The 19,395-nt window shown below is 72.9% G+C and carries 17 protein-coding genes; 8 read left to right on the plus strand and 9 right to left on the minus strand.

Going from position 1 to position 19,395, the window contains the following annotated elements; translation table 11 throughout:
* Positions 1 to 31 precede the first annotated feature (31 nt).
* From ABD999_RS11630 to ABD999_RS11640, 3 genes are read left to right on the plus strand one after another with little or no spacing between them, the layout of a single operon-like run.
* Entirely contained in the window at positions 32 to 1,639 is a 1,608-nt protein-coding gene (locus tag ABD999_RS11630; RefSeq protein ID WP_271275128.1) for an NAD(P)H-dependent oxidoreductase subunit E, read from the plus strand.
* Entirely contained in the window at positions 1,636 to 4,332 is a 2,697-nt protein-coding gene (gene fdhF / locus ABD999_RS11635) for a formate dehydrogenase subunit alpha (RefSeq protein ID WP_271275127.1), read from the plus strand. The genes ABD999_RS11630 and fdhF overlap by 4 nt, the downstream gene beginning before the upstream one ends.
* Positions 4,329 to 5,207 carry a universal stress protein gene (locus tag ABD999_RS11640; protein ID WP_148030927.1) on the plus strand — a complete coding sequence of 293 codons (879 nt, stop codon included), beginning with the start codon at positions 4,329 to 4,331 and terminating at the stop codon, positions 5,205 to 5,207. Before fdhF ends, ABD999_RS11640 begins: the two co-directional genes overlap by 4 nt.
* An 80-nt stretch (positions 5,208 to 5,287) precedes the next feature.
* On the opposite strand, the gene ABD999_RS11645 is transcribed toward ABD999_RS11640, so the two are convergent.
* The gene (locus tag ABD999_RS11645) at positions 5,288 to 6,598 is read right to left on the minus strand and encodes an aminotransferase class V-fold PLP-dependent enzyme (protein ID WP_271275126.1); all 1,311 of its coding nucleotides are present in this window, start codon (positions 6,596 to 6,598) and stop codon (positions 5,288 to 5,290) included.
* Between the two features lie 243 nt (positions 6,599 to 6,841).
* Here ABD999_RS11645 and ABD999_RS11650 point away from each other — a divergent pair, with 243 nt between their 5' ends.
* From ABD999_RS11650 to ABD999_RS11665, 4 genes are all read left to right on the plus strand, one after another.
* Positions 6,842 to 7,279 carry a hypothetical protein gene (locus tag ABD999_RS11650; RefSeq protein WP_271275125.1) on the plus strand — a complete coding sequence of 146 codons (438 nt, stop codon included), beginning with the start codon at positions 6,842 to 6,844 and terminating at the stop codon, positions 7,277 to 7,279.
* Positions 7,280 to 7,335: 56 nt separating this feature from the next.
* Complete coding sequence (locus ABD999_RS11655) at positions 7,336 to 8,427, plus strand: PLP-dependent cysteine synthase family protein (RefSeq protein ID WP_271275124.1); 1,092 nt, start codon at positions 7,336 to 7,338, stop codon at positions 8,425 to 8,427.
* On the plus strand, positions 8,424 to 9,665 hold the full coding sequence (locus tag ABD999_RS11660; RefSeq protein ID WP_271275123.1) for an MFS transporter: 1,242 nt from the start codon (positions 8,424 to 8,426) through the stop codon (positions 9,663 to 9,665). Before ABD999_RS11655 ends, ABD999_RS11660 begins: the two co-directional genes overlap by 4 nt.
* 152 nt (positions 9,666 to 9,817) lie before the next feature.
* On the plus strand, positions 9,818 to 10,573 hold the full coding sequence (locus ABD999_RS11665) for a hemerythrin domain-containing protein (RefSeq protein ID WP_271275122.1): 756 nt from the start codon (positions 9,818 to 9,820) through the stop codon (positions 10,571 to 10,573).
* A gap of 94 nt (positions 10,574 to 10,667) precedes the next feature.
* Here the strand turns inward: ABD999_RS11665 and ABD999_RS11670 are convergent, their stop codons facing one another.
* The 4 genes from ABD999_RS11670 to ABD999_RS11685 are packed head-to-tail and all read right to left on the minus strand — an operon-like array spanning position 10,668 to position 13,747.
* Entirely contained in the window at positions 10,668 to 11,699 is a 1,032-nt protein-coding gene (locus ABD999_RS11670) for an ABC transporter ATP-binding protein (protein WP_271275136.1), read from the minus strand.
* The gene (locus ABD999_RS11675; RefSeq protein ID WP_148030922.1) at positions 11,696 to 12,529 is read right to left on the minus strand and encodes an ABC transporter permease; all 834 of its coding nucleotides are present in this window, start codon (positions 12,527 to 12,529) and stop codon (positions 11,696 to 11,698) included. Before ABD999_RS11675 ends, ABD999_RS11670 begins: the two co-directional genes overlap by 4 nt.
* A gap of 6 nt (positions 12,530 to 12,535) precedes the next feature.
* Positions 12,536 to 13,324, minus strand: a complete 789-nt coding sequence (gene modA / locus ABD999_RS11680) for a molybdate ABC transporter substrate-binding protein (RefSeq protein WP_271275121.1) — start codon at positions 13,322 to 13,324, stop codon at positions 12,536 to 12,538.
* A 9-nt stretch (positions 13,325 to 13,333) separates the two neighbouring features.
* Entirely contained in the window at positions 13,334 to 13,747 is a 414-nt protein-coding gene (locus tag ABD999_RS11685; RefSeq protein ID WP_271275120.1) for a TOBE domain-containing protein, read from the minus strand.
* 218 nt (positions 13,748 to 13,965) lie between these two features.
* Here ABD999_RS11685 and ABD999_RS11690 point away from each other — a divergent pair, with 218 nt between their 5' ends.
* Positions 13,966 to 15,795 (plus strand): glycoside hydrolase family 15 protein, encoded by a 1,830-nt coding sequence (locus tag ABD999_RS11690; protein ID WP_271275119.1) that lies wholly within the window; start codon positions 13,966 to 13,968, stop codon positions 15,793 to 15,795.
* Positions 15,796 to 15,803: 8 nt separating this feature from the next.
* Here ABD999_RS11690 and ABD999_RS11695 read toward each other — a convergent pair whose 3' ends face one another.
* The 4 genes from ABD999_RS11695 to ABD999_RS11710 all read right to left on the minus strand — a co-directional run bounded on the left by ABD999_RS11695 (position 15,804) and on the right by ABD999_RS11710 (position 19,289).
* Complete coding sequence (locus tag ABD999_RS11695) at positions 15,804 to 16,394, minus strand: HD domain-containing protein (RefSeq protein WP_271275118.1); 591 nt, start codon at positions 16,392 to 16,394, stop codon at positions 15,804 to 15,806.
* Between the two features lie 12 nt (positions 16,395 to 16,406).
* Positions 16,407 to 16,955: a cupin domain-containing protein gene (locus tag ABD999_RS11700; protein ID WP_271275117.1), complete on the minus strand. Its 549-nt coding sequence runs from the start codon at positions 16,953 to 16,955 to the stop codon at positions 16,407 to 16,409.
* Entirely contained in the window at positions 16,955 to 18,250 is a 1,296-nt protein-coding gene (locus tag ABD999_RS11705; RefSeq protein ID WP_345482684.1) for an RNA-guided endonuclease InsQ/TnpB family protein, read from the minus strand. Before ABD999_RS11705 ends, ABD999_RS11700 begins: the two co-directional genes overlap by 1 nt.
* Before the next feature lie 115 nt (positions 18,251 to 18,365).
* Positions 18,366 to 19,289, minus strand: a complete 924-nt coding sequence (locus ABD999_RS11710; protein WP_271275115.1) for an NADP-dependent oxidoreductase — start codon at positions 19,287 to 19,289, stop codon at positions 18,366 to 18,368.
* Positions 19,290 to 19,395 lie beyond the last annotated feature (106 nt).

The raw sequence follows: 19,395 nt of genomic DNA on the forward strand, positions 1-19,395 counted from the left end.
CGCGCTGGCCGAGCGTCGCGGGCGTCCGCGGATGCTGGATTCCCTGTCCGAGGCGGCGAGAGCCGGACAAGGATCCGCCGAGGAGCGGGCGCCCGAAGTGGCCCGGCGACTCGGCCTGCCGGCCGCGGCGGGGCTCGGACCGGCCACCTTCTACGCCGATCTGGCCGCTCCCCGCGGTCGCCGTCACGTCCGGGTCTGCACCGCCGCCGCCTGCTTCGCGGCCGGGTCGGGCCGCCACGTCCAGGAGGTGGAGGAGGCGCTCGGCGTCGCGGCGGACCACGTGGACGCGCAGGCGCGGGTCTCGCTGCAGAGCGTCCGGTGCCTCGGCTACTGCTACGCGAGCCCGGCCTGCCTCGACGGCGACACGCCGTGCACCGGCCCGGATCCGGCCGCCCAGCTCTCCGGCCGCGCGCGGGCCCACGCTCCCCCGATACCCGCCGCCGACGCCACCGGCGCTCCGGTGGTGCTGGCCGGCGTCGTCGGGAGAGAGGATCCCTGGGAGGTGTGGCCCCGCGTGGTGCGGACGCTCGCCCCGGACCGGGTCCTCGCCGAGGTGGCGGCCTCCGGGCTGCGCGGGCGCGGAGGAGCCGGCTTCCCGGTGGCCGCCAAGTGGGCCGCCGCCCAGGGCTCGCCCGACACCGTGGTGGTGGCCAACGGCGACGAGGGCGACCCGGGCTCGTACGCCGACCGGCTGCTGATGGAGGCCGATCCGGGACGGGTGCTGGAAGGGCTGGCGCTGGCTTGTCACGCGGCCGGAGGCCGCCGCGGCGTGGTGCTGGTCCGGTCGGAGTATCCGCGGGCGCTGGCCCGCATGCGGGCCGCGGTGGAGCGGGCACGCGCCGACGGGCATCTGGGACGGCGGATCCACGGCACCGGCGTCGATCTCGACATCGAGGTGGCCGAGGGCGCGGGCTCCTATGTCGCGGGCGAGGAGACCGCCCTCGTCGCGGGGCTCGAAGGCGGGCGTGGCTGCGCCCGGCCGCGCCCGCCGTACCCGACCAGGCAGGGCCTGTGGGACGCCCCGACCGTGGTGAACAACGTGGAGACGCTGGCCGCGGTCCCGTGGATCGTCCAGCGGGGCGGAGACGCCTACGCCGCGCGCGGCACGTCCTCGGAGACAGGCACGAAGCTGGTCTGCCTGTCCGAGCGGTTCGCCCGGCCGGGCTGCTACGAGGTCGAACTCGGCACGTCCGTGCTCGCGATCGTCGAGGAGCTGGGCGGCGGCCTGCGCGAGGGCTCGGAGCTGGCCGTGGTGCAGGTCGGCGGGCCTCTCGGCGGCTTCCTCGCCGCCGGCGAACTCGACGTGCCGCTGTCGGAGGCGGCCCTGGCCGGTCGCGGCGCGGCGCTCGGACACGCCGGGCTCGTCGCCTTCGACCAGCACGTCGAGCCCGAGGACGTGCTGCGGCACGTGTGGGAGTTCGCCGCCGCGGAGAGCTGCGGGGCGTGCTCGCCGTGCCGGGTGGGGTCCCGCCGGGGTCTGGAGATCGCCCGGACCGCCGCGCGGGCGGGCGACGAGTACGCGCGGCTGCTGCGCGTCATGGGCGAGGCCAGCCTGTGTGCTTTCGGACGTCGCGTGCCGGCGGCGGTGCGCAGCCTCGCCCGCGCCTACGGCGACCGGCTGGCGGGGTGGGACCGGTGAGGGTTCTGGTCGACGGGGTGACCGCGCACGTGGCGGACGGCGCCTCGATGCTCGACGCCGTGCGCGCGGCCGGCGGCGAGCTGCCCACGTTGTGCGACGACGACCGGCTGACCTCGGTGGGCTCCTGCCGCACCTGCCTGGTCAGATCCGGCGGCTCGGTGGTGGCCGCCTGCGTCACTCCGGCCGCCGACGGCGCCCGCATCGAGGTCGCCGCCGAGGATCTGCGGACGTCGCGCCGCGAGGCGGTCGAGCTGATCGTCTCGGCGCTGCCGCCGTACGCTCTCGACGGCGGCAGCGAGCTGGCCACACTCTGTCACTCGCTGGGGATAGCCCCGGACCTGGCCCGGGGAACCGGCGGCCGGGGACGTGACGACAGCCACCCGTACGTCCACCTCGACCGCGACCTGTGCATCGCCTGCGGCCGGTGCGTGCGCATGTGCGCCGAGGTGCAGGGCACCTTCGCCCTCACCCTGACCGGACGGGGCTCCGACACGGTGGTGGCGCCCGGCACGGGAGGGCCGTGGGCGGAGTCCGACTGCGTCTCCTGCGGCGGCTGCGTCGACACCTGTCCCACCGGGGCGCTCACCGAGCCCGGCCTGCCCGGCGGCGGCCGAGCGCCGGAGGCGGCCCGCACCCGCACCACGTGCGGCTACTGCGGGGTGGGCTGCTCGCTGGACGTGCTCACGCGCGACGGCGAGGTGATCGCGGCGTCGCCCGCCCACGACGGCCCGGTCAACCGCGGGCACGCGTGCGTCAAAGGACGGTTCGCCCACGGCTTCCTCCGCTCGCCCGAGCGTCTCACCGGGCCGCTGCTGCGCCGCGCCGGCCGGCTGCGGCCGGCGAGCTGGCGCGAGGCGCTCGACCACGTCGCCCGGGGGCTACGGGCCGCGGTCGCCGCGGGCGGCCCCGGCGCGGTGGCGGCGATCTCCTCGGCCAGGGCGACCAACGAGGAGAACTACCTGCTCCAGAAGTTCATGCGGGTCGTGATCGGCACCAGCAACGTCGACAACTGCTCAAGGCTGTGCCACTCCCCCTCGGCCGCCGGGCTGACCGCGACGTTCGGCCTGTCCGGCGGCACCGACAGCTTCGACGACGTGGAGACCGCGGACTGCCTGCTGCTGGTGGGCGCCAACCCGGCCGAGGCGCATCCGGTGGTCGGCGCGCGGCTGCTCCAGCGGATCCTGCGCGGGGCGCGGCTCGTCGTGGCGGACCCCCGGGCGGTCGGCCTGGCCCGCTACGCCGACGTGCACCTGCGGCCCCGGCCCGGCACCAACGTCGCGCTCTTCCACGGGCTGGCCCACGTCATGCTCGCCGAGGGCCTGGTCGACGAGGAGTTCCTGCGCCGCCGGGCGAGCGGCCTGCCCGAGCTCACCGCGCTGCTGGAGGACTACTCGCCGGAGCGGGCCGCCGCCGTCACCGGCGTCCCCGCCGGCGACATCGTCGCGGCCGCCCGCCTCTTCGGCCGGGCGGAGCGGCCGGCGATCGTCTACGGGCTGGGCGTCACCGAGCACCTGCACGGCACCGACGGCGTGCGCACCCTGTCCAACCTCGCGATCCTGCGCGGAGCGGTCGGGACCGGCCGCGGCTTCGGGGTGAACCCGCTGCGCGGCCAGAACAACGTCCAGGGCGCTTCCGACATGGGCGCGCTGCCGGACCTCCTGCCCGGGTACGGGAAGGTGACCGACCCCGCCGCGCGGGCCAGGGCCGAGGAGGTGTGGGGCGCCCCGGTTCCCCCGCGGCCGGGGCTGCGCATCCCGCAGATGTTCGCCGCCGCCCGGTCGGGAGAGCTCCGCGCGCTGTGGGTCATCGGGGAGGACGTCTGCGCCACCGATCCCGACAGCACCCTCGTCGCCGAGGCGCTCGACGCCTGCCCGCTCGTCGTCTGCAGCGAGCTGTTCCTGTCCGAGACCGCCCGCAGGGCCGACGTCGTGTTCCCGGTCGCGTCCTGGCTGGAGAAGGAAGGCACCTTCGTCAACTTCGACCGCCGCTTCCAGCGGGTGCGCGCCGCCCTCCGCCCGCCGGAAGGGGTGCTCACCGATTTCGAGGTCATCCACGCGCTCGCCGCGACGCTCGGCGCCGACCTGGGGTGCCCCACCCCGGCTGACGCTCTGGACGAGTGCGCCCGCCTGGTCCCCGCCTTCGCGGGGCTGTCGCACGTACGGCTCGACCGCGAAGGCGCGGTCTGCTGGCCGTGCCCGGACCCCGACCGGCCCGGCGAGTCCTCGCTCTACCGGGAACGGTTCGCGACCCCCGACGGGCTCGCCCACCTCAGCGCCGCGCCCTATCTGCCGCCGGGCGAGCAGCCCGACGACCGTTACCCTCTGGTCCTGGTCACCGGACGGCGCTGGGCGCACTACAACTCCGGCGGGATGACCCGTCGTACGGACAATCTGCGGCTCGACCCCGTCGACCGGCTCGACGTCCATCCGGACGACGCGGCCCGGCACGGCCTGCGCGACGGCGACCGGGTCAGGGTGGAGAGCCGCCACGGCAGCGCCTCCCTGATCGCCCGCCTCAGCGACGACGTGGCTCCGGGCCAGGTCTTCTGCGCTTTCCACTTCCCCTCCAGCGGGGTCAACGCCCTCACCTCCGACCGGGCGGACACCGTGACCTCCTGCCCTGAATACAAGGTCACCGCCGTGCGGCTGACGGCGCTGACGAAGGACACAGAACTTCTCCGGAGGCGGCGATGAGCGATGGATACGCCGGTCGGCCCGTACTGGTCGGCTACGACGACTCGCCGGGGAGCCACCAGGCGCTGAGCTGGGCGCTCGACGCGGCGCGCATCCGAGGGCTGCCGGTGCTGGTCTGCCATGCCCTGCACTGGCCCTACGCCTTCCGGCCCGTCACCCACGAGATCATGGCGCAGATCGAGCACGTCGCCCTGACCGTCGTGGAGGAGGGCGTCCGCCGTGCCCGGGAGCTGGCTCCCGACGTGAATGTCCTGCAACTGCTCGGCAAGGGCACGCCGGCGGCGGTGATCCTGGAGGCCGGGCGCGACGCGGAGCTGACGGTGCTCGGATCCCGCGGGCAGGGCGGGTTCGACAGCTTGCAGGTGGGGTCGGCCGCCGTGCAGGTGCCCGCGCACAGCGCGCGGCCGGTCGTCATCGTACGGCCCGTCCCGCCGCCGAGCAGCCCGGAGGTCCGGATCGTGGTCGGGCTCGACGGCTCGCCCCCGAGCCTGGCGGCCTTCGACTTCGCCCTGGACGAGGCCGCCCTGCGCGGCGGCACGGTGCAGGCACTCTGCTGCTGGACCGAGTGCGGCTCGTCGGCCTGGCAGGATCCGCTGCCCTTCGTGGATTCGCACGCGCTGCGCAGGGGGGCGGAGGCCCGCTTCCGCGAGGTCGCGTCGGAGCTGGCCCGCAGGCACCCTGAGGTGCCGGTCATGACAGCCTTCGTGGCCGAGCGGCCCCAGCGCGCGCTGATCGAGACGGCCCAGGACGCGACGCTCCTCGTGCTGGGGAGCCGCGGCAACGAGTCACCCGCCTGCCTGCTGCTGGGACCGGTGACCCAGACCGCGCTGCGCGAGGCCAGGTGCCCGGTCGCGGTGGTCCCACCGGCCCCGTGACCCTGCCGTCATCTGGGGTATCTGTCAGGCACGCTGCCTGGCCGTACGGCTCGCGCTGACGCCCTGACCTGCGGAGGCGTTCACCGAGGCCGGGTGACGAGGTCGCTCAGGGCCGCTGCCAGGCGGTCGACGTCGTCGGTGGAGGTGAACAGGGCGGGGGTGACCCTGACGGCGTCGCCGCCGCTCATGCCGCTGCGGGCGACGGTGAAGATCCGGTGCTTGGTCATGAGCTCGTCCGCGATCGCGACGTTGTCAGCCTCCGAGTCGCGGCCGGGCAGCCGGAACGCGGTGATGCCGCCGTACATGCCGGGCTCGTCCGGGGTGAGGACCCGCGCGCCGAGCTCGTGCGCCCGGCGGACCCAGCGGTCGCGCAGGAAACGCAGGCGGGCCTCCTTGACCTTCGCGCCCAGGGTCTCGTGGAAGTCCAGGGCGGCGTCAGCGGTCAGGAACGGGGCCACGTTCATGGTGCCCGAGTGCACCCGTGAGCGGATGTCGGACGCCGGGTAGGTCTCGTCGTCGTACAGAAGATCGATGTCGGCCAGGCGATCCGCGCGGATGTAGAGGAACCCCGCGCCCAGCGGCACGCCCATCCACTTGTGCAGCGAGAACACCCCGAAGTCGGCGTCGAGGTCGGCGATGCTGAAGTCGAGCTGGCCCCAGGAGTGGGCGGCGTCCACGATCACGTCCACGCCGCGCTCACGCGCCATGGCCATGATCTGGCGTACCGGGGTGACCAGGCCGGTGCGGTTGTTCATGTGGCTGAGCAAGAGGAGCCGCACCTTCGGGTGCAGGCGCAGGGCTCGCTCGTAGGTGTCGAGCACCGCCTGACGGGTGGCGGGCTCGGGCATGACGATGCGCTCGACGGTGACGCCGCGCCGGGCTCGCAGCCAGTTCATGGCGTACTGCCCGCTGTGGTAGTCGAGGTCGGCGTACATGACGGCGTCGCCCGGGCGCAGGCGGCGGTAGCCGGAGATCAGGTTCTGCAGGGCCTCGGTGCCGCCCCGGGTGAGCGCGATCTCGTTCCTCGTCACGCCGAGCAGGGCGGCGATCCGGTCGCGGACCTCGTCGGCCCGCGGCTTGTAGGTGGTCCGCAGCAGGTGGGAGCTGTGCTGGTTGAGATGGTCGACGTTGTGGTGGTACGCCCGCCGGACCGGCTCCGGCATGACCCCGTAGTAGCCGTTCTCCAGGTTCACGAAGTCCGGGCTCACCCGGAACTGCCGCGCGACGGTCGCCCAGAAGCGCTCGTCGCGCGCGAGCCGCTCCGGGGCGACGCCGGTCGGCACGGCCAGGGTCGCCGGCGCGTACGCGCGCTCCCGGTCATAGGGGCATGCCACGGCGCCGACCGCCATGGCGCCGAAGCCGGCGACGATCCGTCGTCTGGACAGGGCCATGGCGCACTCCTGATATCAGCGGGAATTGACGGACGGCGGACGAGAAGGACCGCCGCGCTGTCCAGTGTGGCCGATATTCGGGTGGACAGGGCAAACCATCGGCGCCGTGTCGCGCAGATAAGACGAATGACCGGTCGCGCTCGCGCGAGAAAGCCCGCCATAACCTGTGACCGGCGGTAGCTTTACCGGAAAGTTTGCTCCTGCCGAGCGCGCCCGGCCGCCTTCCGGGCACTATTTCAGGTGATGTCAGCGACACGGACGACCCTTTCGCGCCGCCCGGCCGGATCTCGCGCCGGGCGGCTCGTGTCGCACGCGCTGCTGGCGATCGTCTGGCTGATCGTCGCGGTCTTCGCCCACGGCGGCGCCTGCGCCGCACTGGAGCTGTCGGAGCAGGCCAGCCACAGCGCCCAGCTCGGCGACGGCGGTCACGTCGCGGACCAGGGGCACGTCGCCGCAGCTCAGCACCGTGCGCACTGCTGGCATCACCAGCTGCCCGAGAGACACAGGCACAGCACGGAGCAGGACGGCTCGGCGACCCATCCGGCCGGCCCGCCGACCGGCGCGCCCATGCCGGCCGCGATCGTCGTCTCCCCTCCCGCCGCCGTGGGCGGCACGGCCCCGGCGGCCGTGGCGGGCCGCCCCACGTCCTGTCAGGAAGATCTCTGTGTGATGCGCATATAGGACGCGCGGCCTTTTCACGAGCCGTCAACCGTCCATTCATTTCGGGGATCTCCATCATGTCATCGCAAGCTGTTTCCGCGCGCCTGAAAGAGGCGCCGTCCGGTAGATATTCGACGCTGCCGCTCTCGGTCGGCAATACGCCGTTGACTTTCATATCCGAGCCGTTCGTGCCGGGCGGCGGAGGATTCTGGGCCAAACTCGAAGGCTTCAACCCGGGCGGCATCAAGGACCGCCCGGCGCTGCACATGGTGCGCCGGGCACGGGCGCGCGGCGACCTCCAGCCGGGCGCGACCGTCGTCGAGTCGACCAGCGGCACGCTCGGGCTCGGCCTGGCGCTGGCCGGCATCGTGTTCGGCCATCCGGTCGTGCTCGTGGCCGACCCCGGCATGGAGCCGCTCATGTGCCGGCTGCTGGCTTCCTACGGGGTACGGCTGGAGATGGTCACCGAGCCCTGCGCCGTCGGCGGCTGGCAGCAGGCCCGCCGCGAACGGGTGCGGCAGCTCCTCGCGGAGAGCCCCGGCGCCTACTGTCCCGACCAGTACAACAACCCCGACAACGTGGACGCCTACGCCGGGCTGGCCCACGAACTGCTGAACCAGGTCCCCCAGATCGACACGCTGGTGTGCTCGGTCGGCACGGGCGGGCACAGCGCGGGCATCTCCAGCGTGCTGCGCCGCCACTTCCCCGGCCTGAGCCTCGTCGGCGTGGACACCGTGGGCTCGACCATCTTCGGCCAGCCCGCCAGGCCGCGGCTGATGCGCGGGCTCGGCTCCAGCATCTACCCGCGCAACGTCGCCTACGACGCCTTCGACGAGGTCCACTGGGTCGCCCCCGCCGAAGCGGTCTGGGCCTGCCGCACCCTGGCCGCCCTGCACTACGTCTCCGGCGGCTGGAGCACCGGCGCCGTCGCCCTCGTGGCCCGGTGGCTGGCCCGTGCGCAGCCCGGCCGGACCATCGTCGCGATCTTCCCGGACGGGCCGTGGCGTTACTGGGAGAGCATCTACGACGACGACTACTGCCGGGCCCACGGCCTGCTCGGCGCCGTCCCGGCCGGCGAGCCGGACCTGCTGCTCGCTCCGGACGAGCGGGAAGTCCACCGCTGGACGCGCTGCACAGGCGTGCGCGCCCCGCTGGCAGCCGGGCGATGAGGCGCACCCTGGCCGAGTTCCGCTCCTTCGACCGGCCCATCCAGCTCCTGCAGATCAACCAGGCGGGCATCAACCTCGGCTTCTACATGCTCATGCCCTACCTCGCCCAGCATCTGTCGACCGGCGCCGGTCTGGCCGCCTGGACGATCGGGCTCGTCCTGGGCCTGCGGAACCTGAGCCAGCAGGGCCTGTTCCTGATCGGCGGCACCCTGGCCGACCGGCTGGGCTACAAGCCGCTGATCATGCTGGGGTGCGCGCTCCGTACGATCGGGTTCGCCCTGTTCGGGCTGACCACTTCGCTGCCGTGGCTCCTCGTGGCGGCCGCCGTGACCGGGGTCGCCGGGGCGCTGTTCAACCCGGCGGCCCGCGCCTACCTGGCGTGCGAGGCGGGTGAGCGCAAGGTGGCCGCGTTCGCCGTGTTCAACGTGTTCTACCAGGGCGGCATCCTGCTCGGCCCGCTGGTCGGCATCGCCCTGCTGAACGCCGGTTTCGCCGCCGTGTGCCTGTCCGCCGCGGGGATCTTCGCGGTGCTGACCGTCATGCAGGGCCTGTGCCTGCCGGCCCGGCGCGGGCCCGCCGGTGAGCATCAGCCGGTGCTGAGCGACTGGCGGCGGGCGTTCGGCGACCGGGCCTTCGTCTCCTTCGCCGCGGCGATGATCGCCTCCTACGCGCTGTCGTTCCAGATGTACCTGGCGCTGCCGCTGGAGGTGGAGCGGGTCGGCGGCGGCGAGAGCGGCGTGATGGCGTTGTACGCGCTGTCGGCGCTGCTCGGCATCGCCGGGCAGGTACGGCTGACCGCCTGGTGCTCGGCCCGGTGGAGCCGGGGACAGGCGATCAGCCGGGGCCTGGCCCTCATGGGGGTCGCGTTCCTGCCCCCGGCGGCGACGGCGCACCTGGCCCTGCCCCCGGGCTGGGCGCTGCTGCCTCTGGTGGCGTGCACGCTGCTGCTCACCCTGGGGACGCTGGCCGCCTTCCCGTTCGAGATGGCCACCATCGCCGACCTGGCGGGAGACCGGCTGATCGGCACCTACTACGGCGTGTACAACCTGCTGTCCGGCATCGGGATCCTGGCCGGCAACCTGCTGGCGGGCGCCCTGGTCGACGCGGGCCGCTCCAACGGCATGACAGCTCTGCCGTGGGCGCTGCTGGCCGCCGCGGGATTGGCCTCCGCGGCGGCCGTCAGGCGGCTGGACCGGAGGGAGCGGCTACCGGTCGCCGGCCGGGTCCCGGCCGGCTGACCACGACCGCCGGCGGGGAGCGCCGGGCGGCCGGCCCGGACAGAGGGAAGCATTACCTCCGTTGTCACGTCGGATCACCGGTGGCTGGGCAGCATCTGGGGTGATGCGGTCCAGCCGGCCGTATCGGGCTGGTTGGGGGGCCGGGACCGAAGATGAGCGACGAAGCGTGGGACGACCGCGAAACACCGAGCGTGCGCCGCCGCGAGATGCTCAGCCTGCCCGTCGCCCTGGCCTGTGGCTCGGCGGTGCTGACCGCGTGCGGGACGATCCGGCAAGCCGGCGGCGCCGCGACATCCACCCCTGCCCCCAGCACGGAGCAGACCCAAGAGGTGCCGGTCACGCCACCAGAAGACCTCATGCGCGAGCACGGGGTGCTCAAACGCATCCTGCTGATCTACCGGGAGGGCATCCGGCGGATCAACGCCGGCGAGCCGGTGCCCGCCCGGCCCTTGCATGCCGGGGCCGGCATCATCCGCACCTTCATCGAGGAGTACCACGAGCAACTTGAAGAACGTTACGTCTTCCCGCGCCTGGTCAAGGCCGGCAAACTGACCGACACCGTGCCCATCCTGGTCCGGCAGCACCAGCGCGGCCGCGTGCTGACCGGCCGCATCCTGGACGTCACCACCAAACCCGCCCCCCAGCGGGCCCGCCGGGACCTGACCGCCGACATGGCCGCCTTCATCCGCATGTACGAGCCCCACGAGGCACGCGAGGACACCGTGGTCTTCCCCGCCATGCGCGAGGTCATCCCGCCCAGGGAATTCACCGAGATGGCCGAGACCTTCGAAGACGAGGAGCACCGCCGTTTCGGCGCGGCCGGCTTCACCGGCATCGTCGGGCAGGTGGCCGACATCGAGAAGACGCTCGGGATCTATGACCTGAACCAGTTCACGCCTCGCGTATGACCCTGCTGAGAGCGACATGCTCCGGCACAGGCAGGACTGAGTCGGCACGCCCGTGAGGGCGAACCCCCGTCGCAGTCGTGGCGCGCGTGGTCGTTCATGCCGGGTAGGCGTGGGTCTCGGTGGCCTTGACCGAGGCCCAGATCCGCTGGCCCGGGGTCAGGTCGAGGTCGGCCACGGCCGCGGGGGTGATGTCGGCGAACGCGGTGACGGGCCCGTCGAGGTGCACCCGGACGTTGTCGCCGTGCCGTTCGATGCCGTCGATCGTGGCCCGCCACAGGTTGCGCGGGCTGCCGTCCGGGCGGGAGCGGTAGAGCGCCACGGCGGCGGGCGGGAAGGCGACGAACGCGGGCCCGTCGAGCTGCTCGCAGGTGTGCAGCAGCAGCTCGCCGACCTTGACCCGGCCCGCGTCGGCGGCGCCGCGATACAGGTTGAGCCCGACCAGCCGGGCCACGTAGTCGGTGCGCGGACGCCGGGCGACCTCGCCCGGGGCGCCCTGCTGGACGATCGCGCCGTGCTCGATCACGATCAGCCGGTCGGCCAGCACCATCGCGTCGAGCGGGTCGTGGGTGACCAGGACCGTCGCGCCGTCGAAGTCGGCCAGGTGGCGTCGGAGCCGGGAGCGGACCTCCAGCCGGGTGTGGGCGTCGAGCGCGGCCAGCGGCTCGTCCAGCAGCAGCAGCTCCGGCCGCACGGCCAGCGCCCGCGCCAGCGCGACCCGCTGGGCCTGCCCGCCGGACAGCTGCGCCGGTCTGGCGCTCGCGCGGTCGGCCAGGCCGACCCGCTCCAGCAGGGCGGCGGCGGCACGGCGCGACTCGGCCTTGGAGACGCCCTGGCAGCGCGGCCCGAAGGCGACGTTGTCCAGCGCCGACAGATGGGGGAAGAGCAGGTAGTCCTGGAAGACCATGCCGATCGGGCGGCTCTCGGCGGGCAGGGTGTGCAGCGGCCGGCCGCGCAGGCTGATCTGCCCGCCGGACATGCGGGTGAGCCCGGCCAGGGCACGCAGCGCGGTGGTCTTGCCCGCGCCGTTGGGGCCGAGCAGCGCGACCACCTCCCCGGCGGCGACATGGAGGTCGAGGTCGAGGGTGAACGCGGGCCGGTTGACGACCAGGCGGGCGCGCAGGGTCATGGCGCGCTCACCCACCGGTCGCGCAGGCTGGCCAGGATGACCACGGAGACGGCCAGCAGCACGAGACTGAGCACGATCGCGGCCTCCGGCTCGGTCTCCAGGGCCAGGTAGACGGCCAGCGGCATGGTGCGGGTGGTGCCGGGGAAGTTACCGGCGAACGTGATCGTCGCGCCGAACTCGCCCAGCGCCCGCGCCCAGCACAGCACCGCCCCGGCCACCACCCCCGGCATGACCATCGGCAGCGTCACCCGCCGGAACACCGTCCAGCGGGAGGCGCCGAGCGTGGCGGCGGCCTCCTCGAAGCGCCGGTCGGCGCCGCGCAAGGCGCCCTCGACACTGATCACCAGGAACGGCATCGCGACGAACGCCTCGGCCACGATCACCCCCGCGGTGGTGAACGGCAGCGTGATCCCGAAGCTCGCCTCCAGCCACTGCCCGACCAGCCCGCGCCGCCCCAGCACCAGCAGCAACGCGACACCGCCCACCACCGGCGGCAGCACCAGCGGCACGGTGACCAGCGCCCGCACCAGCCTCCGGCCCGGGAACTCCACCCGGGCCAGCAGCCAGGCCAGCGGCACCCCGAGCAGCAGGCACACGACGGTGGCGACGGTGGCCGACACCAGCGACAGCCGCAGCGCCTCCAGCACCTGCGGCTCGGCCAGCCGCTCCAGCAGCGTCGGCCACGGGGCACGGATCAGCAGCCCGGCCAGCGGCAGCACCAGGAAGACCAGCCCCACCACGGCGGGCAGCACCAGCATCCACGGCAGCCGCCCGGAGACCTCACGGCGCGGGCCCGGCAGGTCGAGGCGCTCCGGCGCGGAAGAACTCATCCTTGATCAGGGCGCCTCGAAGCCGGCCTCGGTCAGCACGTCCCTGCCCTGCCGCGACAGCACCAGGTCGACGAACTGCCGGGCCGCCTCACCGGCCGGCGCCTTGGCCAGGGTGGCGATCGGATAGTCGTTGATCGCCTGGTCCGCTTCCGGGAACTCGATGCCGGTCACCTTGCCGTCCGAGGCGATCACGTCGGTCGCGTAGACCAGCGCCGCGTCCACCTCACCCAGCCGCACCTTGGTCAGCGTGGCCTTGACGTCCTGCTCCAGGGTGACGGGGGTGACCTTCAGCCCGGCCGCGTCCAGCGCCTTGGCGGCCGCCGTCCCGCACGGCACCTGCTCCGCGCAGAGGGCCACCTTCACCTCGGGGTCGGCCAGGTCCTTGAGCTCGTCCACCTGCGCGGGGTTGTCGGCGGGGACGGCGATCCGCAGCTTGTTGCGCACGAACGTGACCGGCGCACCGGCCAGCGCGGCGTCGGTGACGGTCTTCATCGTGGCCGGGCTCGCCGCCGCGAACACGTCGGCCGGGGCGCCCTGGACGAGCTGCTGGGCCAGCGTGGCGCTGGAGCCGAAGTTGAACCGGACCGTCGTGCCCGGATGCGCGGCTTCGAAGGCCTTGCCCAGCTCGGTGAAGGTCCCGGTCAGCGACGCCGCCGCGAACACCGTCACCTCTTTCGCGTCGCCGCCGGACGCCGCCTCCGAAGCGGAGGACGTGGCGCCGGAGCCGCACCCCGACAACCCCAGCGCGAGCGCGACGGGCAGGGCGACCGCCCACCGGGAAAGACGAAAGACCAAGGGGGCTCCTCACAGATGACTGGCCACGCGCTCGTGACCGGGGATCTCCACGACGACGTTGGTGGACTTGATCACGGCGACCGCCACCACCCCCGGCTCCAGGCCCAGCTCGTCGGCGGCCTGGCGGCTCATCAGCGACACCACCCGGAACGGCCCCGCGGCGATCTCCACCTGCGCCATCACCGCGTCGCGGACCACCTCGGTGACGATCCCGCGGAAACGGTTGCGCGCCGACGTGCGGCCGCCGTCGCCGACCGACTCGACCTGGGCGCGGGCGAAGGCGGCCAGATCGGCGCCGTTCACCCTCCGGTGGCCGTGCTCGTCGCGCTCCGCCCGCAGCCGGCCCGCGTCCACCCACCGGCGGACCGTGTCGGAGCTGACCCCGAGCAGCGCCGCGGCCTCACTGATCCGGAACGTCGTCACAGCCCTCACCATACCCTTCGCACATGCCAACCTGAATACCGGTCTTCCACCGCAACAGCGGCGCTCTCTACGGATCTGCCATGGCATCCACGAGATCCCCGGCGTGACCGGGCCGGCGAGAACACCCGAGGAAGATCTGCCGCCCCTTGGCGAACCTCAGAGGCCGTCACGAACCCAACATGTCTACCTTGAGGGACAGACAGGGAGAAAGGGCGGCCATGACTGCTGGAGAACCCGGTCACTCAGGCGACTCCCGCTACCTGCCGATCGGAGACCACGGTCTCATCGGCGACCTGCGGACGGTCGCGCTCGTGGGCACCAACGGCACCATCGACTGGTACTGCTGCCCGCGCTTCGACGCGCCCAGCGTGTTCGCCGCGATCCTCGACGCCGACCGGGGCGGCTCGTTCGAGCTGGCCGCCGACACCCCGGCCAGGACCAAACAGTTCTACTTCCCCGACACCAACGTCCTCATCACCCGCTTCTTCGCCGACGACGGGGTGGGCGAGATCCAGGACTTCATGCCCATCGCGGACGACTCGCGCGAGGCCGACCGGCACCGGATGATCCGCCGGGTGTCCTGCGTCCGCGGCTCGCTCCCGTTCCGCGCCCGGGTCGCGCCCCGCTTCGACTACGCGAGGCAGCCGCACACCGTGATCCCGCAGGAGGATCGCGTGCTGTTCGAGTCGGCGTCGCTGTCGCTGTCCCTGACCGCCAGCGTGCCGATGGAGACCGACGGGCAGGACGCGTGGGCGAAGTTCGAGCTCAGCGAGGGAGAGCAGGCGGTGTTCGCGCTCGACCGGGTCGGCGGCGACCTGGCGGCGCGCGGCTGCCCGATCGCGGAGGCCGAGGACGAGTTCACCGCCACGGTCCGCTACTGGCGGCACTGGCTGTCGTCCTCGCGCTACCGCGGCCGGTGGCGCGAGGTGGTCCACCGCTCCGCGCTCACGCTCAAGCTGCTCACCTACGCCCCGACCGGCGGGATCGTCGCCGCGCCGACGACCAGCCTGCCCGAGCAGCTCGGCGGCGAGCGCAACTGGGACTACCGCTACGTGTGGATCCGCGACGCCGCGTTCTGCGTGTACGCGCTGCTCAGGCTGGGCTTCACCAAGGAGGCGGAGGCCTTCATGGGCTTCCTGTCCACGCACGTGCCGCTCAGCAGCGACAGCGGCACCGGCCCGCTGCAGATCATGTACGGCATCGACGGGCGCAGCGACCTGCCCGAGCATGAACTCGGCCATCTGGAGGGCTATCGGGGCTCCGCCCCGGTGCGGATCGGCAACGCCGCCGCCGACCAGCTCCAGCTCGACATCTACGGAGCGCTCATCGACTCCATCTACCTCTACAACAAGTGGGGCGACCCGATCGCCAGCGACCGCTGGGACGAGCTCTGCACCCTGGTCGACTGGGTCTGTCTGCACTGGGACCAGCCCGACGAGGGCATCTGGGAGACCCGCGGCGGCCGTAAGAACTTCGTCTACTCACGGCTGATGTGCTGGGTGGCCATCGAGCGCGCCATGCGGGTGGCGATCCAGCGCGGGCTGCCCGCCGACATCCCGCGCTGGCGCGAGGCACGCGACGCGATCTACCAGGAGATCATGCGGCGCGGCTGGTCGGCCAAGCTGCGGGCGTTCGTCCAGCACTTCGACGAGGACGTGCTGGACGCCTCCCTGCTGATGATGCCGCTGGCCAAGTTCGTCTCCCCGACCGACCCCAAGTGGCTGTCCACCCTCGACGTGCTCGGCGACGGGCTGGTCTCCGACTCTCTGGTATACCGCTACGACCCCGCGGTCAGCTCCGACGGGTTGCGGGGCTCGGAGGGCACGTTCTCCATCTGCTCCTTCTGGTACGTCGAGGCCCTGGCCCGCGCCGGCCGCGTCGACGAGGCCCGCCTGGCCTTCGAGAAGATGCTCACGTACGCCAACCATCTGGGCCTGTACGCCGAGGAGATCGGCCACACCGGCGAGCAGCTCGGCAACTTCCCGCAGGCCATCACCCACCTCGCGCTCATCAGCGCGGCCTTCAACCTCGACCACGCCCTCGGCTGACGGCGAGGTCAGGCGGGCCGGCGGTCTTCGAGGGGGTTGGCGGCGATCCGCCCCGCGACGTCGTTCCCGACCGACGCGGCGGTGGCGCTGTCCGGCTTGCGCCTCGCCTGGTCCTCGAAGCACGCCAGGAACTCCGCGCCGAATCCCAGCCGGGGATGGCGGGCGAGCATCTCCGCCCTGGCCTCCGGCGAGAACTCCTCCGGCCGCCGTCCCACCACCTCCCAGCTCGTGGCGACCTGCAGCAGGTGGGACTCGGGGTCGGTCGCCGGGGACACGTCGTCGCGCATGTGCAGCACGATGATCTCGCCGACCCTGGCGGCCCGCTCCGCCGGCCAGCCGGCCGCCACGCCGAAGACCCAGGCCAGATGTCCTCCGGCCTCCTCGAACGGCGCCCTGTGGCTGTCGAAAGGCTCCGTCAGCCCGATGTCGTGGAGCAGGGCCGAGACGCAGTAGAGCTCGTCGTCGAAGGCGATCCCGTGCGCCGTGCCGTACATCGTCCCCCAGAGGTAGGAGCGGACGCAGTGGTTGAGCAGCGCGGGCGAGTAGAAGCGCCTGGCCACCGACAGCGCCGCCACGGCGGCGGGAGTCTCCGGGAACATGGGCCCAGCTTGTCATCCGGTCGTCAGGCCGCCGAGGTCCGGCCTCGGCCGCATGCGGCGGTCGGTACGCGATGCGGGGACCGCGCTGACCGAGCCCGCCCGGCCGATGCCCCATCTTGGCGGGTCGTCGACCTTGAGCTTGTCTCCCGTGTCGGAGACGAAGACGACCAGCAGCTTCGCCGGCCGCGTCCGGCTGGTGTTCTCCGTGAGCACATGGTGGGCGCCCGGCGGCTCGACCCAGTTCTCGCCCCGGCGGTACGTACGCACCGGCTCGCCGCCGAGCCGGCTGCGCACCGTGCCCTCGAGTACGTACGCGTAGACGAAAGCCTGGCCGTGCCGATGCGGCGCCGCGCGTGCGGCGGGCGGGAAGTCCACGATCGCCGAGGTGAACGTCTTGCCCTCGACGTTGGGCAGCGGCTGCTCCAGGAGGGGCGACAGCGTCTCGGACGGCGGCCGCGAAACCGTGGCGGCCACCGGCGGCTGGGCGGTCGCGCGCTCCACCGCGGGCGCGCACGCGACGGACGCGGCCAGAAGCCCACCGGCGGACAGTACGCGGATCATCACGGCTCTCCTGTCCTGCTTCGCACGTACGAAGCGGGGATCGGGCAGGAGGATTGACATCCTCCCCCGCCTGAAGGCGTGGGATTCCAACCCGTCTCACGCTGAGAGGAGACAGGTTGAGGTTCGCGGTTCACCGGCTCGCCCAACGGCAAGCCTCCCCGCGCAGCAACGGCATGCCCTGCCGCGTGTGCGATGTTTCTGGCCGCGTTCACATCGGCGTTGCCAGCGTATCCGCAGGACCGGCACCGGTAGCGCGCCTGGCTCTCACGCGCCGCCCGGTCCACGATCCCGCACGCCGAGCACCGCTGGCTCGTACACGCGGGGTTGATCTTCTGGACGCGGCCGGGAGCCTTATGCTCCAGCCGCGCCACCAGCCGGCCCCACCCGTTGGCGAGGATGCCCCGGTTCAGGCCCGCTTTCTGGCGGACGTTGCGGCCCGGCGCTTCGAGGGTGCCGGACGCCGACCGGGTCATGTTACGGATCTTCAGGTCTTCGACGGCGATCACGTCGAACCTGCGGGCCAGGTCCGTGCTGGTCTTCTCCACCCAGTTCTTGCGCCGGTCAGTCTCACGCCCCTTCAGCTTCGCGATCGCCGCCTTCACCTGGTCGCGCCGGTTCGACCCGCGTTTGGCCCGCGCCAACTTCCGCAGCAGACGCGCCAGCCGCCTCTGCTCGGTATCACGCAAGGTGGGTGCGTTCAGCATCTCGCCGGTGGACAGCGCAGCCGAGACGGCAACGCCCCGGTCCACGCCGACGATGTCGCCCGTGCCGGGCGCGGGGATCGGCTCCGGGATCGCGGCGAACGCCACATGCCAGCGCCCGACGCGGTCGCGGGTCACCCGGAACGACTTGACGCCCTCGGGGACGGTGCGGGACCAGCGGAACCGCACCCAGCCCACCTTGGGGATCTTGACCTCGCCGACGTGGCGGGACAGGCGGCGCACGTCACCCGCTTTGACGGCGACGATCCGGAAGCCTTCCCCCCGCCCGCGTGTGCGCCACGTCGGGCGCCGGTGGGTTCCGCCGAAGTAGTTCGCCATGGCTTGGGCGAAGTCCTTGAGCGCCTGCTGCTGGACGATGGTCGACCCGGCACGGAGCCACGCGCAGGCCGCCCGCGCCTCGGTGAGCTGGCGGCACTGCTCGGCGAAACCGGGCGCGCTCTTACGCCCTGGCTTCCAGTGGGCGTGCTGCTCGACCGCCAGGTTCCACACGTATCGGGCGTGCCCGCAGTGCTCCAGCAGCGCCTGCTCCTGGGCAGGCCTGGGCTGGAGTCGGTAGCGGGACACGCCGATCACACTACTGACTGTCACCGACAATGATTCAGGAGACAGAAGTGTCCGGCTGTTCCGCGTTTCCTCCCCGCCCTGAAGGACGGGGCATCCACGCTGTAGGTGTTTGGTGACGGCCCGGTCATCCGCCTTCCGTGACCCGGATGATCGTCTTGCCGGAGACGCGCTGGGTCGGCGCGAACGCGGAGGGCGCCTCGGCGAGCGTCCGCGCGGCCCCGACGATCGGGCGGAGCCGTCCGTCCTGGACCCGCCGTGCCAAGTCCGCCAGCCGGGCGCGATCGGCCTCGACGACGAAGAAGATCGCCCGCCCGTCGGGGGGCCGGACGGCGGGCGGCGAGACGATGGTGACGAGCGTGCCGCCGGCCCGCACCAGCGCGGCCGAGCGGTCCAGGACGTCACCGCCGATCACGTCGAACACCACGTCGACCTGACCGGCGTCTTCGAGAGGATCGGCCCGCAGGTCCAGGAAGGCGTCCACGCCGAGCCCGAACGCGGTGTCCCTGTCGCCGGCCCTGCCGGTGCCGATCACCCGGGCTCCCGCCTCGCGCGCGAGTTGCGCCGCGACAGAGCCGACACCGCCCGCGACGCCGTGGATCAGGACGGTCTGGCCGGCGGCCAGACGGCCGTGGTCGAACAGGCCCTGCCACGCGGTCAGTCCTGAGATCGGCAGCGCGGCGGCCACGGTGTGGTCGACACCGGCCGGCAGCGGCGCGAGGTTGCGGGCCTCCACCGCGACGTACTCGGCCAGCGAGCCGTTGCGGGCCCAGTCGGTCAGCCCGAACACCCGCTGGCCGACGGTCAGGCCGGTCGTCCCGTATCCCAGCTCGGCGACCACACCCGACACCTCGTGCCCGGGCACACTGGGCGTCCGGTCGCGGCCGGCGCGATCGGACCACGTCGCCGGCCAGTCGAGCTCGCCGCGGGTGAACCCCGCGGCATGCACCCGGACGACGACGTCGTTCTCGGCGGCGTGCGGGTACGGCTCTTCCGTCAGGGAAAGCCCGGCCAGACCGGCGGCGCGGTCTCGAACGGTGATGGCCAGCATGACGGCTCCTCGCTCGTGGCGGAGACATCGAACAGGACGAACGTACAGGCGTTCCCCTCCCGGACCCGGCCCCGCCACGACGTGCCGCGCGGATCCGCGCGCGATG

The sequence above is a fragment of the Nonomuraea ferruginea genome, assembly GCF_039540635.1.
Taxonomy (GTDB): domain Bacteria; phylum Actinomycetota; class Actinomycetes; order Streptosporangiales; family Streptosporangiaceae; genus Nonomuraea; species Nonomuraea ferruginea.

What these genes read in the sequence shown, in the direction of transcription:
- ABD999_RS11630 (WP_271275128.1), top strand. Translation starts at nt 32, where the DNA reads ATGCTGGATTCCCTGTCCGAGGCGGCGAGAGCCGGACAAGGATCCGCC.
- ABD999_RS11640 (WP_148030927.1), top strand. Translation starts at nt 4,329, where the DNA reads ATGAGCGATGGATACGCCGGTCGGCCCGTACTGGTCGGCTACGACGAC.
- ABD999_RS11645 (WP_271275126.1), bottom strand. Translation starts at nt 6,598, where the DNA reads ATGGCCCTGTCCAGACGACGGATCGTCGCCGGCTTCGGCGCCATGGCG.
- ABD999_RS11650 (WP_271275125.1), top strand. Translation starts at nt 6,842, where the DNA reads ATGTCAGCGACACGGACGACCCTTTCGCGCCGCCCGGCCGGATCTCGC.
- ABD999_RS11655 (WP_271275124.1), top strand. Translation starts at nt 7,336, where the DNA reads ATGTCATCGCAAGCTGTTTCCGCGCGCCTGAAAGAGGCGCCGTCCGGT.
- ABD999_RS11660 (WP_271275123.1), top strand. Translation starts at nt 8,424, where the DNA reads ATGAGGCGCACCCTGGCCGAGTTCCGCTCCTTCGACCGGCCCATCCAG.
- ABD999_RS11665 (WP_271275122.1), top strand. Translation starts at nt 9,818, where the DNA reads ATGAGCGACGAAGCGTGGGACGACCGCGAAACACCGAGCGTGCGCCGC.
- ABD999_RS11670 (WP_271275136.1), bottom strand. Translation starts at nt 11,699, where the DNA reads ATGACCCTGCGCGCCCGCCTGGTCGTCAACCGGCCCGCGTTCACCCTC.
- ABD999_RS11675 (WP_148030922.1), bottom strand. Translation starts at nt 12,529, where the DNA reads ATGAGTTCTTCCGCGCCGGAGCGCCTCGACCTGCCGGGCCCGCGCCGT.
- ABD999_RS11690 (WP_271275119.1), top strand. Translation starts at nt 13,966, where the DNA reads ATGACTGCTGGAGAACCCGGTCACTCAGGCGACTCCCGCTACCTGCCG.
- ABD999_RS11695 (WP_271275118.1), bottom strand. Translation starts at nt 16,394, where the DNA reads ATGTTCCCGGAGACTCCCGCCGCCGTGGCGGCGCTGTCGGTGGCCAGG.
- ABD999_RS11700 (WP_271275117.1), bottom strand. Translation starts at nt 16,955, where the DNA reads ATGATCCGCGTACTGTCCGCCGGTGGGCTTCTGGCCGCGTCCGTCGCG.
- ABD999_RS11710 (WP_271275115.1), bottom strand. Translation starts at nt 19,289, where the DNA reads ATGCTGGCCATCACCGTTCGAGACCGCGCCGCCGGTCTGGCCGGGCTT.